This is a genomic window from Nocardioides turkmenicus, from assembly GCF_011045035.1.
Lineage (GTDB): Bacteria > Actinomycetota > Actinomycetes > Propionibacteriales > Nocardioidaceae > Nocardioides > Nocardioides turkmenicus.
This window is the reverse complement of the sequence record NZ_JAALAA010000005.1, coordinates 99,667-112,577: the sequence shown is the minus strand read 5'-3', so window position 1 is coordinate 112,577 and position 12,911 is coordinate 99,667. Positions and strand designations below refer to the sequence as shown.

The window sequence follows — 12,911 nt, the reverse complement described above, 5'->3', positions numbered from 1 at the left end:
AGGGCACGACAGATCAGAGAGATCTTAACGGGACCGGGCGACGGCGACCAAAAGGACGGTCGCCACGCCGGCCACGCACGCGACCCCCGCGACGCCCGCCGCGACCCAGGCCGCGGTCTGGAACACCGGCGCCGTGGCCAGGTCGCCTCCGGACGGGTTCGGCGGGGCGATGTGGGCCGCGAAGACCGCGTACGTCGCCGCCGCCCAGATCACGACCGCCGGCCCCGCCACCCGTGGGGTGGCGGTGAGTCCGAGCGCGGTGAGCAGGCTGGTGACGATGGTGAGCGGGAGGAGATAGCGCCAGTACGCACCCCCGCCCCCGGCCGCGTAGTTGAGCTGGATCGCGACGATGACGACGGTGAGGGCGAGCAGCAGCAGCGCCGTCGCGACCCGGACGGGCTCCCGCCGTTCCCTGGAGAAGGCGCGGAGCCCCACGATCGCCCCGAGCACGAGCGGGACGATCGTGAGGACGATGCCGACGACCACCCGCTCCTGGAGCGCCGGCGGGATCAGGAGCTGGTGCCAGATGTCGGGATCGGTCGCGACGTCGAGCACGGAGCGCACCTTCCGCTCGTGCAGCGGGCCTCCGGCCTTGCCGACCAGGTCGGTCTGCATGCCGGACCAGTTGCCGGTGGCCTGGAAGTTGCGGACGTAGAACCACGCGTTGGCGGCGACCGCGAGGAGCACGGCGACGCCCAGGCGGACGACGGCCGCCCAGTCGCGGCGCGGGCCGGTGAACAGCCAGACCAGGCCGAGCGTCGTCGCGCACAGGCCGATGAAGACGACGCCGGGAAGGCGGGTGCCGAGGGCGGCGGCGGCGTACAGACCGAAGAGCGCCACCCCCCGGGTACGCGGCCCGTGACGGAGCAGCCAGACGGTCTGTCCGACCAGGAGGGTGGCCCACAGGACGAAGAGGTTGTCGTTGAAGACGACGCCGCCGAGCCGGGTCAGCGCCGGGCTGAGCGCGGTGACCAGGCCGGCCGCGACCGCGACCTCGGGGCGGCTCGGCACGATCTGGCGGGTCGTCCACATCACCGCGGCCACGACCAGGCAGGTGATCACCAGGACGATGCCGCGCGCGGTCAGCCCGGCGGCGAGCAGGTGGCCCGCGTCGGTGAGCGGCCCGACCACCGGCGCCAGCAGCAGGTAGAAGAGCGGCGGGTGCTGCCCGGTCCAGTCGAACGGCAGGGTGTAGCCCCAGATCTGCGGCATCCGCATCGGGTCGCCGATCGCGATCAGCGTGCCGTGCCAGAGCTGGTAGGCGTGGTCGACGTGGGCCACCTCGTCCTTGGCGCCGTAGAGCGGTGAGGAGAGGGCGTAGCCGGCGCACACGCCGGCACAGGTGATGAGGTTGGCGATCAGTCCGACGGTCCAGAGCTGCCGTGCGGTGGGCACAAGGATCTCCCGGGCGGTTCGTTGGCGGCGTGCGAGGAAGACGTCCCCAGCTCACCGGCTCGGCGGGTCAGGAACGCCGCTACCAGCGCTACCACGACATCGGCCAGGACGGCGATCCCACGAGCCAGCAGGGCGACCAGGAGCGCCAGCCCGGGCGAGAGGACACCGGAGAGCGCGACCACCAGGACCGCCTCCCGCAGGCCCGCGCCGGCAGGGAGCCCGATCGCGGCCATGCCCAGGCTGAACCCGAGCGCGTAGCCGCCGACGCTGGCCAGCAGCGAGGGCAGCGGGTCGCCCCCGAGGCCGACCACGACGACCCAGATCTGGAGCCCGAGCAGGAGCCAGACCAGGCCCTGCAGCGCCAGCGCCTTGCCGATCCCCCGCCAGGTGGGCAGCACCTGGAGCGGCTCCCGCCCCAGCAGGCGCAGCCCGGTGTCGACCACCTTCGCGAAGACCGGCGGATGCAGAGCCACCAGGATCAGCGGCAGGAGCAGCACCGCCCACCAGTAGCGGGCGAACGTCTCCCGGCCGAGGAACGGCATCAGCAGCACCGACACCATCACCCCGGCGCCGACGGCGATGGCCAGCACCAGGACGCCCTGCGTCAGGGACGTACGCCGCGGCACCCGCTCCGCGCGGGCGAGCTCCATCTGCCCCACGATCGTCCAGACCGAGCCGGGCAGGTACTTCCCCAGCTGACTGACGTAGAAGATCCTGGCGGCGGGCACCAGCGGCAGCGGCGAGCCGAGATCGGCCAGCACCACCCGCCACATCAGCAGCGCGATGCCCTGGGCGAGCACGGTCAGCACGAAGGCGACGCCGAGCACCCACAGCGGCAACTCATCGAAGCCCCGCACGAGCGCGTCCCAGTTGCGGTGGACGGCGTACGCCGCCACCACGACGACGATCGCGACGACCACCGCCTTGAGCGGCACCACCTTCGTCCAGCCTCGGCCCACAGGTCCTCCCTGGCAGCACTTTTCGGGTGCCGACATCTCAGATGCGGGGTGTGCTGCTCGATCTTTCCTTGACCTCAACCCTAACGTTGAAGTGATGCACATCGTCGCCTTCGGCACCTACGACGTGACCTCCCATCCGCGGGTCGCGGTACTCATCGAGGGCCTGCGCGCCTGTGGCGCCGAGGTCACCGAGGTCAACCGGCCACTGGGTCTGGACACCGCGGCGAGGGTGGCGATCCTGCGACAACCGTGGCGACTGCCGCTGCTCGTGCTGCGGCTGATGGTCTGCTGGAGCGGCCTGGCCGTGGAGTCGCTGCGACAGCGCCGCCGCGGACGTCCCGATGCCGTCCTGGTCGGCTATCTGGGCCACTTCGACGTGCACCTCGCCCGCCTCCTGCATCCCCGTTCGACCATCCTGCTCGACCACATGGTCTCGGCGGCCGGCGTCGCCACCAACCGTCGGTTGGCCGGGTCCGGCGGGCTGAAGCTGCGCCTGATGAAGGCGATCGACGCGATGGCGCTGAAGCAGGCCGACGTGGTCATCGTGGACACGGTCGAGCAGCAGGAGGCACTGCCTGAGGACGTACGTCTCCACTCGGTCGTGTGCCCTGTGGGTGCCACGAAGGAGTGGTTCGACGCGGGCGCCAAGGCGCTCGAGCGCCCGACCGAGGCGCCGTTGCAGGCGGTCTTCGTCGGCCTCTTCTCCCCCACCCACGGCGCCCCGGTGATCGCCGACGCGCTCGACATCCTCGCCGACGACGACCGGATCGAGGTGACTATGGTGGGCCAGGGCCAGCAGTACGAGGAGGCCCGGCGCCTCGCCGCCGCCAACCCGCGGGTCTCCTGGGTCGACTGGGTCGATGCCGAGGACCTGCCCGACTTCGTCGCCGGGTTCGACGTGAGCCTCGGCATCTTCGGCACCGTTCCGCAGGCGCGCCGGGTGGTGCCCAACAAGGCATTCCAGGGCGCGGCCGCCGGCGCGGTCGTCGTCACCTCCGACACCGAGCCCCAGCGGCGGATGCTGGAGAGCGCGGCCATGCTCGTCTCGCCCGGGAGCCCCGAGGAGCTCGCCTCGGCCCTGACCAAGCTCGCCGACGACCCCGACGAGGCCCAGCGGCTGCGCGAGGCGGCCTACCAGCAGGCGCGGGAGCACTACACCCCGCAGGCCGTCGCCTCGCCCCTCATCGAATGCCTCAGCTGAACCCAGCGACTCCACCACGACCCAGGAAACAGATGCCGATCACCGCCACCGACCGCCCGCTGCCCCCGCTCGCACCCCGCGCCTGGCTGCGCTACGACGTCGTCAGCCGCATCATCGACCGGCTCGCGCCGACCACGGCGCTGGAGATCGGCTGCGGCCAGGGCGCCTTCGGCGCCCGCCTGGCCACCCGCGCCGACTACCTCGGCGTCGAGCCCGACGCGGACTCGTTCGCGGTGGCGTACGAGCGGATCACGGCGGTCGGCGGCACCGTGCTCAACGCGATGTCGTCGGAGCTGGAGACCGGGGTGACGTACGACCTGGTCTGTGCCTTCGAGGTGCTCGAGCACATCGAGGACGACAAGGGGGCGCTGGCCGAGTGGGTCACCCACATCCGCCCGGGCGGCCATCTGGTGCTCTCGGTGCCGGCCTTCCAGGAGCGGTTCGGCCCGATGGACCGGCACGCCGGGCACTTCCGGCGCTACAGCCCCGCAGAGCTCACCGAGCGGCTCGAGGAGGCAGGTCTGGGCGAGGTCGACATCACCGTCTACGGCTGGCCGCTCGGCTACGCCCTGGAGGCGGTCCGCAACCGGATCGACGCCAGAAAGCTGGAGAAGGTGGGCGACCTCACACCCGAGGAGCTGACCCGGGCGACCGGCCGTACGTTCCAGCCCAGCGGTCACCTCAAGGGTGCCGCGATCGCCCTCGCGACCAGCCCGTTCATGGCTCTGCAGCGGCTGCGGCCCGACACCGGCACCGGGCTGGTGGCCGTCGCGACCAAGCGCGACTGATCCGGTCGCCACGCAAGACTTGACCGAACTCCCGCGTGCGCTACCGGCGCCCGGTTCCGACTACTCATAGATTTTCGGCTTGTGTTCTCAACCGATCGGTGGCGCTCGGGCGTCGTGCTGGCGCTTCTCGTCCTCTTCGTCGCGGTGACCTTCGGCCCCGCGCTCGTGGGTCACGGGATGCTGCTGGACACCGGGTGGCTGCACGCGATGATGCCGTACGCCGCCGACGGCCCGATCCCGCAAGGGACGCTGTGGTGCCGCGGCGACACCTGGGACTACTACCTGCCCGGCGTCGAGAACATCATGGAGGGCGTACGCCACGGCAACTGGCAGACCTGGGCGCCCTACGAGGTCGGCGGCACACCGCTCGCCTCGCTGCCGAACCACGCGGTGCTGAGCCCGGTCTCGTGGCCCTACTGGGTGATGCCGATGTGGCTGGCCCCGGCGTGGGTGAAGCTCACCGAGCTGGTCCTGGTGCTGGTGGGGATGGTGCTCTTCCTCGGGCGACTCAGAGTACGCCGCAGCGCGGCCCTGGTCGCCGGGCTGATCTTCTTCACCTGCGGCTTCATGATGATGTGGACCAACTGGCCGCACACCAAGGTCGGCTGCCTCATCCCGCTGCTCTTCTGGGCACTCGACCGGACGGTCCACGAGCGCAGGCTTCGAGACGTCGCCGCACTCGGAATGGTCGTTGCCGCCATGCTGTTCGGTGGCTTCCCCGCGGTCACGATGTTCGCACTCACGCTCGGAGCCGTCTATGTCGTGGTTCGCGCCGTCGCGCTCCGCGACATTCGCCTCACCCTGGGCGCGGGTGTCGCGGCTGCCGGCGGGGTGCTGCTGGGTGTGGCGCTCTCTGCGGTCCAGATCCTCCCCTTCGTACTGAACCTCAGCGTGATGGGCGCCGAGAGCAGGCTGCCGAACGAGGCCAAAGACACGAGTCTGATGCTCACGATCCTCGCCGGCGATGCCTACGGCACGTGCGTCGACATGCGCTGGTACAACGAGGGCAATGCCATCGAGAGCGTCAGCTTCCTCGGCGCTGGTGCACTCGTCCTGGCGGTGGCCGCGCTCGTCATCCGCCAGCGCGACCGACGACGTGGCGTATCCGTCCTGCTGGGGGTCTGCCTCGCGGCGGTCGGGTGGTTGATCTGGGTGGGTGGCCTTCCGCTGGATCTGCTCCAGAAGGTCCCTGGGTACGACATCAACAGCTTCAACCGAGCGAACTCGATCTTCGGGTTCCTCGGTGCCGCTCTGGCCGGTATCGGACTGGAACGGCTGATGCAGCGGGCAGAGGCCGACACGGCGCCGCCCCGTGAGCCGAGACGATGGCTCCCGACGGTCATCACGATCGTGGTGGTCGGCGCCGCTGTTGCGTACGGCGCTGTCGCTTCGTACAGGCATATTCGAGCTGCCGACGGCGGAATCCCCGGATTGGAGAGGTCTCTTCTCGTCGCCGGGATCCTCTTGGCAGTGGCCCTGGCTGCGGCCGTGGCGACCTGCTGGCTCCCCCACAGACTGCGGTTCATCGGCCCGGTGACGATCGCCCTCACGGTGTTTGCGCAGAGCACGCTCTTCGCCAACCACGTGCTCCCGCTGACTGACCGATCGCTCTTCTACCCCGTCACGCCGGCGCACGAGTTCATGAAGAAGAACCTGGGGCAGGAGCGCTACGGCGCCTCCGGCTGGGAGCATTCCGGGGTCGCCGACCACTACCGACTGCGTACGCCGACAGGCCATGAGTTCACGTCGCCGGAGTGGAAGTCGCTGCTCGCGGCGGTCAGCCCGGATACCCAGCAGTCGCCGACCTACAGCGACTTCCCCGCCAGAGTGCCCACGCCAGGGCACCAGCCGGTGCTCGACCAGCTCTCGGTCCGCTACTGGGTGACGCAGCCCATGGAGGTCATCGGCGCCGTCGAGCCGACGCGGGTGCCACCCGCGCAGCGCCGGGTCCTGAGCGTGATGCCCGGCCGGCACGCGACCTGCCAGGTCCCCCAGGGCGATCTGCGCGGGATCGAGGTCACCGTGCCCGAGGGCCTCAAGCCGCGGGTGCAGAAGCCGACCGTCGTCCGGGTGAGCGTCGGGACCGGTGCCGAGAAGGTCACCTCCGAGCGGGCCATCGCCGTGAACCGGCCGCTCAAGCGTGGTGAGAAGCTGCGTGTCGCGGTGCCCGACCACCGCTTCGCCTCCGGCCCGGTGCCGGTCACCATCACGTTCTCGGGGAAGCGCAAGCCCGTCGACCTCGCCGGTCGCACCGACGGCTCCGCGATCTGCGCCGCGGTCCGGCCCGAGAAGGGCGACGGCCTGCGGGTCGTGCACGCCTCGGCGGGCGCGGTCGTCTACGAGCGCGCGAGCGCGCTCCCCCGGATCCGCTGGGCCGGCACCAGCGAGGTCGTCCCCGACGGCCCGACCCGGGTGCGGCGGCTGACCGAGGGCGTCGCGCCCGGCACGGTGCTGCTGGACGACGACTCGACCCCGGCCGCCTCCGGCTCGACCGCCCGGGTCGACGTACGCCGCGACGAGGCCGAGACGATCTCGGCGGAGGTCACCGCGGATGGCGCCGGCTACCTGGTCGTCGCCGACTCGATCGCCCGCCCGGGCTGGTCGGCCAGAGTCGACGGCCGCGAGGTGCCGATCGTCGCCGGCAACCACGCCTTCGCCGCCGTGCCCGTCCCCGATGGCACCCACACAGTCACGCTGCGCTACGAGGCCCCGGGGCTGCGTACGGGTGCGGTGGTCTCGCTCCTCGGGGCCCTGGTGACGCTCGGTCTGCTGGTCGTGCCCCGGGTGTTGGGCCGGCTGCGCAGCAGACGCCGTATGGACCCGTCCTGAACGCCAGGTTTCCTTAGCACATACGCCGGATGACACCCGCGAGGGGGCGTGGGGCCGCAGAATCCACGCGGTAATGTGGCGGGTCAGAAGCCGCTCGCTCACCCCCGAACCCGTGTTCGGTCCCACTACTTGCCCTGAGGTCCCTGTGAAGCTTGTCGTACAAGTCCCCTGCCTCAACGAGGAGGAGACCCTCCCGTCCGTCCTCGAGTCGATCCCGAAGCAGATCCCGGGAATCGACGAGATCGTCGTCCTCATCGTCGACGACGGGTGCACCGACCGGACGGTCGAGGTGGCCAAGGAGCACGGCGTGCGCGAGTTCGTGCACCACTCCCGCAACCAGGGCCTGGGCCGCTCGTTCCACGACGGCGTCGTCCGCGCGCTCGAGCTGGGCGCCGACATCGTGGTCAACACCGACGGCGACAACCAATACCCGCAGGAGCGCATCGCCGACCTCGTCCAGCCGATCATCAACGGTCAGGCCGACATCGTCATCGGTGACCGCCAGGTCGACCAGATCGAGCACTTCTCCGGACTCAAGAAGAAGCTGCAGAAGATCGGCTCCAAGGTGGTCAACATGGCCGCCGAGACCGACCTGCCCGACGCGGCCAGCGGCTTCCGCGCCTACTCGCGCGAGTCGCTGATGCTGCTCAACACCGTCACCCGCTTCTCCTACTGCATGGAGACGATCATCCAGGCGGGCAACAAGCGGATGAAGATCGCCTCGGTGCCGATCGTGACCAACGCCAAGACGCGTGAGTCCCGGCTGTTCAAGTCGATGCCCGAGCACATCATGAAGTCCGGCGCGGCGATCGTGCGCAGCTACATGATGTACAAGCCCTACGCCATCTTCGTCTGGCTCACCGCGTTCTTCTTCGTCCTCGGCGCGATCCCGTTCGTCCGCTACCTCGTGCTGTGGCTCAGCGGCGACAACGGCAACCACATCCAGTCGCTGCTGCTCGGCGGCGTGCTGATCAACCTGGCCTTCATGTCGGCGATGCTCGGCGTGATCTCCGACCTGATCCGCACCAACCGAGTGCTCATCGAGGACGACCTGGAGCACACCAAGAAGGCCCGCTTCGGCAAGTCCGGCACCGAGATGCTCCGCGACCAGACCTCGGTCGCCGAGTTCGACCTGCCGCACACCAAGGCGCGCGCGACCGCCCAGTCCGGCGAGACGTGGACGACCAGCCTGTGACAGCGACCGACTCCGACCCGGTCTCCCCCGCGGAGGCCGGGTCGTCGGCTACGCCGAGCCCCGCGAAGCCCAGCCTGAAGAAGCGGCTGCTCAAGATCGGGCTCGCCCTCGTGGTCGTGCTCGGCGGCGCCTACCTCGTCTGGCGCCAGCGCGAGGACCTGGCCACCGCGGTCCAGGAGCTGAGCATCGGGCGGTTCGCGATCGCCGGGGCGCTGGCGGTCGTCGGCACCATGCTGATCGGCCAGATCTGGGTCGCTCTGCTGCACGGCATGGGCATCCGGCCGTCGCTGCGCGACTCCCACTCGGTCTTCTACGTCTCCCAGCTGGGCAAATACCTGCCCGGCTCGGTGTGGCCGGTGGTCGCGCAGATGCAGTTCGGGCTGCGCTGGGGCGTCGCCCGCCGGACGATGCTCGGCGCCAACATCCTCTTCATGGGCATCGTCGTCGCCAGCGGCATCGGCGTCGGCGCGCTCCTGCTCCCCTGGTCCTCCTCCGAGGGCCTCAGCCGCTACTGGTGGCTGCTGCTCCTGCTCGTGCCGTTGGCCGTGTGCCTGCACCCGCGGGTCGTCCCGGGCATGCTCGACTGGCTGTTCGCCCGGCTCGGGCGGGAACCTCTCGGCGTACGTCTCACCGCTCGGGGGCTCTTCACCGCGATCGGCTGGGCGGTGCTCGCCTGGGTCGCCTTCGGCCTCCACCTGGCGGTGATGATGCAGTCGTACGCCTCGGTGGGGCTGCTCGAGGTCGCGGCCGCGACCGGCGGGATGGCCCTGGCCTGGGCCGCCGGGATCGCGTTCATCCCCGCGCCCGCCGGCGCCGGGATCCGCGAGGCGCTGCTCGCGCTCACCCTCGGCCCGGTCATCGGAGTCCCCGAGGCACTCACCGTCGCGCTCGCCTCGCGGGTTCTCCTGCTGATCGCCGACGTCGTGCTCGCCGGTCTGGGAGCGGTAGCCGGGCGGCGTACGTCCTAGCCGGGCGGGCCACGAGGCAGACGGCGACCAGGCCGCATGCCACCCCGGCGGCGAGCACGAGACCCGCACCCCGCGACTCGGAGTTCGGCAGCCGGCCGACGTACGTCGCCGAGTCCACGAACCAGCCGAAGATCAGCAGGGCGTAGCCGCCCAGAACCAGCGTGATCGCAGCCGCCGCCCGAGCGGCCCGCGAGTCGCGGGATCGGGGCGGGATCAGATCGACGAGCGCCATCACACCGACGGCGAGCGCCGATGCCAGCAGCGGCATCAGCGGCATCAGGTAGCGGTCGTTCGGGTTTCCGCCGCCCGCGACGAAGCCGACCAGGTTCGCCAGGACGACCGCCGCGTGGACCGCGAGCAGCAGCCACCCGGCGCGTGGGACGGTCGGACCCGGCGGCGCGCCGGTCGCCCGCCGCACGAGCAGCACGAGCAGGCCGATCACCGCGACCACGGCGAGCACGTCGGCACCCACGGCGTAGCCCTCGGCCGGCAGCGGCGCCCACAGCCGCTCGTACCAGTCCAGCCAGAGCGAGCCGTCCGTCAGCACCTGCCACCGGGGCCCGTTCGGCTCCCGGTCGAACTTCTCCAGCAGCGCGTCGGTGGCGGTCGGATCGCCGTAGAGGACGATGTTGCGTACGTAGAACCAGCCGGTGGCGAACGCCGGGACACCGGTCGCGACGGCCGAGGCCCCCAGCGCGCGGACCACGCCGCGCCAGGAGCGGTCGGTCACGAGAAGAGCCACCGCGATGGCTGCCCCGCACAGGACGACGGTCAGGACTCCCGGCGCCTTCGCCCCCGCGGCAGCGGCGCCAGCCAGCGCGACCAGGGACAGGCGCCTCACGGACAGGCCGTGGTCGAAGATCCGGATGGTCGCCAGCAGGGTCAGCGACGACGCCGCGACCGCGACCCCGTCGTTGGCGATGTGGCCACCTGCGGTCACCAGCACGGCGCAGGAAGCGGCGATCCCTGTCGCCAGGAACGCGGTCGCCTCCCGGCGGGTCACCTCGAAGGCGATCAGTCCCACCAGCAACACGCACAGCGCGGAGCCGGCTGCGTTGATCAGCCGCATCCCGACGATCATCACCTGGGGTGCGTCGAGCGCCCCGGCGGCGGCCACGAACGGCAGCGACATCAGGTAGTAGAGCGGAGGATGGTTGGCGGTCCAGATGTGGCGGTGCGGCTCGTCCACCATCGTCGCCCGGCCTTCGACCACCTGAGGGTAGCGATCCGCGTCCGTCGTCACGGGCGTGTCGATCGTCGGCAGTCGTCCCGACGCCACCTCCACCGCGTAGCCGGCGTTCGGCCCCTCGTCGCGGGTCTGATACTGGAGCGATCTGGTCAGCGCGACGTAGCTGCTCAGGCTCAGCGCGAAGAACGCCACCAGCACCATCGCCGCGAGCAGCCGCTTCGGGAGGCGTACGTCGGCGCCGTCCTCGGGTGTGGAGCGGGGCATTCGCTACTTTCAGGTGGGCTTGGGGCTTGGGCTGCGAGCCTATGACGGCTGTGTGCTCTTCTGCTCTCGGTGTGCGGCGTGTTCAACGACTGTTGTTTGTGGCTGGTCTGGGCCGCCGACCCTGTCCTCGAGTGTTTCTCGACCTGCCCCGGAGTGGCCGCAGGACAGTCGCTCCTCGGGAGGATAGACGCCCCCGCGCGAACGAATTTTCATTCACCCAGCGACCCGAATCCCGTCCCGGCGCGAACGAAAAATTCGTTCGCCACCGATCCCAAGCCCCCTCTCAACCCAGACCGCCGCGCCAGACCCCTGCCGCCGACCCGATAGCCAGCCAGAATTCTCAGCGACGGCCGGCAACCTCAGCGAGTCGGAACGAGCTCCCCACCCCGAACGCTGAGATCACGCCGCTCCACACTCCCCCGAGACTTGTGCGTCCAGATCGTCACAGTCGTCGCCTGCTTCTCGATCCTCACGATCGAGCAGGGGACGTAGTTGGTGTGGATGGCGTCGGTGAGCCAGGGCTGCGGGGTGTGCAGCGGCATCGTCTCGATGATGACCGGGACCGAACCGTCCTCGAGCTGAGGCACCAGGACGTCCTCGTACTGAGCGAAGTCGTAGTGGAACAGGTAGTAGGGCGTCGGGTTGGTGATGTCGAGGGTGTCGTAGAGCTCGAGGTGGTTGGGCATGACCAGCGCCTCGCGGGTGCCGGCGCTGCAGCGCTCGTACTCCGGGCCCGCCCAGCGGGTGATCGCGTCGGTCACCTGGAACGACTTGGCGTCGCGGCGCATGTCGTCGAGGTGGTCGACGGAGGCGAGGGCGGGTACGCAGCCGAGGACCACCAGGGCACCGGCCGAGACCACCGCGACAGTCCCCCGGAGGAACGCGGCGCCGAGGACCGCCCCCGCCACCGCCAGGGCCACGAGGATCACCCCGCCCGCCATGCTCTGCAGGCCGAAGCCGATCCAGAGGGTCGCGGCCGCCCAGAGGGCGCCGGCCGCGGCGAGAGGCAGCGCGATCACCGGCGCTCGCACCCCGGCGGCCGGGGACGTACGGCGCTCGTAGAGCTCGGCCACCGCGATGACGACGGCGAGGAGGACGAGCGCGGAGACGGTGGTGGTGTGGGGGTTGTCGACGCGCCGGATCGGGACGACGACGAGGACCAGCCCGGCCAGGGCGATCAGCCGGGTGGAATCGGAGACCCGCTGCCACACCAGCGGCACGAACGGCAGCAGCAGCGCGAACGGATAGAGGGCGAGGATGAAGAAGCGCCCGGACTCGGTCGGCAGGTCGAAGAAGTTCCACACGGCGTACTGCGAGCCCTCGTGGGTCTCGGTCTGACCGAGGATCACCTGCCGGTTGAAGTCGGCGAAGGAGAGCCCCCACAGCACCTTGTACGCCGCCGCCTGGACGGCCAGTCCGAGCACAAAGCCGCCGGCCAGCTGGACGCAGTTGACGATCCGGGTGCGCCAGGAGGCCTCCCGGCGGGCGAAGAGCTCGAAGAGCCCCGAGGCGCCGGTGAGGAGCACCGCCAGCTCGACGTACTGCCAGAAGACCAGCGCCGGGAGCAGCACCCGCGCGGCCGCGGCCAGGCGCGGGCGCGACTCGAGCCACCCGGTCGGCAGCAGGACGAAGACCCACAGCAGGCAGATCGTGTACTTGATGTGCAGCGGGGTCGCCAGCAGGAGCACGCCGAGCGCGGCCGCGATCATCACGGCCGGGTGCAGCCGCAGCCGCAGCCCGATGGCGGCGGCGAGGACCGCGCCGAGTCCGGCGCCCAGCAGACGGCCCCAGAGGAAGTACCAGATCGTCGGGGAGCCGGACGCGGCCGCGTAGAGGACCGCGGAGACCCAGAACGAGCCGGCGTTCCAGCCGTGCTCGAAGTCGACCAGCGGGATCGCGCCGTGGGCGGTCATCTTCGCCAGGTGGTACTGCGCACCGAAGTCCTGGGTCAGGAAGGTGCCGTTCTGGGCGCCGACCGAGTAGGCCGACCAGAGCAGCGCCAGCACGCACACACCGGCGAACGTCGCCCACCTGACGGTCCCCACACGTTCGGTCTGCTCCCCCGATGTCGCCATGAGGAGGACCCTAGGGCGAGCACGTGGCGGCGCGGAAACTCCACGCCG

At 70.6% G+C, this 12,911-nt stretch carries 9 protein-coding genes; 5 read left to right on the top strand and 4 right to left on the bottom strand.

The genetic code is table 11. The annotated features are described in order from the left end of the window. Nucleotides 1-24: 24 nt before the first annotated feature. Both G5C66_RS07400 and G5C66_RS07395 read right to left on the bottom strand, forming a co-directional pair. On the bottom strand, nt 25-1,395 hold the full coding sequence (locus G5C66_RS07400) for a hypothetical protein (protein ID WP_165110326.1): 1,371 nt from the start codon (nt 1,393-1,395) through the stop codon (nt 25-27). Next, on the bottom strand, nt 1,359-2,354 hold the full coding sequence (locus tag G5C66_RS07395) for a lysylphosphatidylglycerol synthase domain-containing protein (protein ID WP_165110325.1): 996 nt from the start codon (nt 2,352-2,354) through the stop codon (nt 1,359-1,361). The genes G5C66_RS07400 and G5C66_RS07395 overlap by 37 nt, the downstream gene beginning before the upstream one ends. 94 nt (nt 2,355-2,448) lie before the next feature. On the opposite strand from G5C66_RS07395, the gene G5C66_RS07390 reads away from it, so the two are divergent. The 5 genes from G5C66_RS07390 to G5C66_RS07370 all read left to right on the top strand — a co-directional run bounded on the left by G5C66_RS07390 (nt 2,449) and on the right by G5C66_RS07370 (nt 9,335). Next, nucleotides 2,449-3,555 carry a glycosyltransferase family protein gene (locus tag G5C66_RS07390; RefSeq protein WP_206443821.1) on the top strand — a complete coding sequence of 369 codons (1,107 nt, stop codon included), beginning with the start codon at nt 2,449-2,451 and terminating at the stop codon, nt 3,553-3,555. Nucleotides 3,556-3,587: 32 nt separating this feature from the next. After that, nucleotides 3,588-4,343 carry a class I SAM-dependent methyltransferase gene (locus G5C66_RS07385; RefSeq protein WP_165110324.1) on the top strand — a complete coding sequence of 252 codons (756 nt, stop codon included), beginning with the start codon at nt 3,588-3,590 and terminating at the stop codon, nt 4,341-4,343. A gap of 81 nt (nt 4,344-4,424) precedes the next feature. Continuing rightward, the gene (locus G5C66_RS07380) at nt 4,425-7,172 is read left to right on the top strand and encodes a YfhO family protein (protein WP_165110323.1); all 2,748 of its coding nucleotides are present in this window, start codon (nt 4,425-4,427) and stop codon (nt 7,170-7,172) included. Between the two features lie 145 nt (nt 7,173-7,317). Further along, nucleotides 7,318-8,367 (top strand): glycosyltransferase, encoded by a 1,050-nt coding sequence (locus G5C66_RS07375; protein WP_165110322.1) that lies wholly within the window; start codon nt 7,318-7,320, stop codon nt 8,365-8,367. Further along, complete coding sequence (locus G5C66_RS07370) at nt 8,364-9,335, top strand: lysylphosphatidylglycerol synthase domain-containing protein (RefSeq protein ID WP_165110321.1); 972 nt, start codon at nt 8,364-8,366, stop codon at nt 9,333-9,335. The genes G5C66_RS07375 and G5C66_RS07370 overlap by 4 nt, the downstream gene beginning before the upstream one ends. On the opposite strand, the gene G5C66_RS07365 is transcribed toward G5C66_RS07370, so the two are convergent. Both G5C66_RS07365 and G5C66_RS07360 read right to left on the bottom strand, forming a co-directional pair. Beyond that, entirely contained in the window at nt 9,244-10,788 is a 1,545-nt protein-coding gene (locus tag G5C66_RS07365) for a phospholipid carrier-dependent glycosyltransferase (protein WP_165110320.1), read from the bottom strand. The two genes, G5C66_RS07370 and G5C66_RS07365, sit on opposite strands and share 92 nt — an antisense overlap. A gap of 359 nt (nt 10,789-11,147) precedes the next feature. Next, nucleotides 11,148-12,863, bottom strand: a complete 1,716-nt coding sequence (locus G5C66_RS07360; RefSeq protein ID WP_165110319.1) for a hypothetical protein — start codon at nt 12,861-12,863, stop codon at nt 11,148-11,150. Nucleotides 12,864-12,911: the final 48 nt, after the last annotated feature.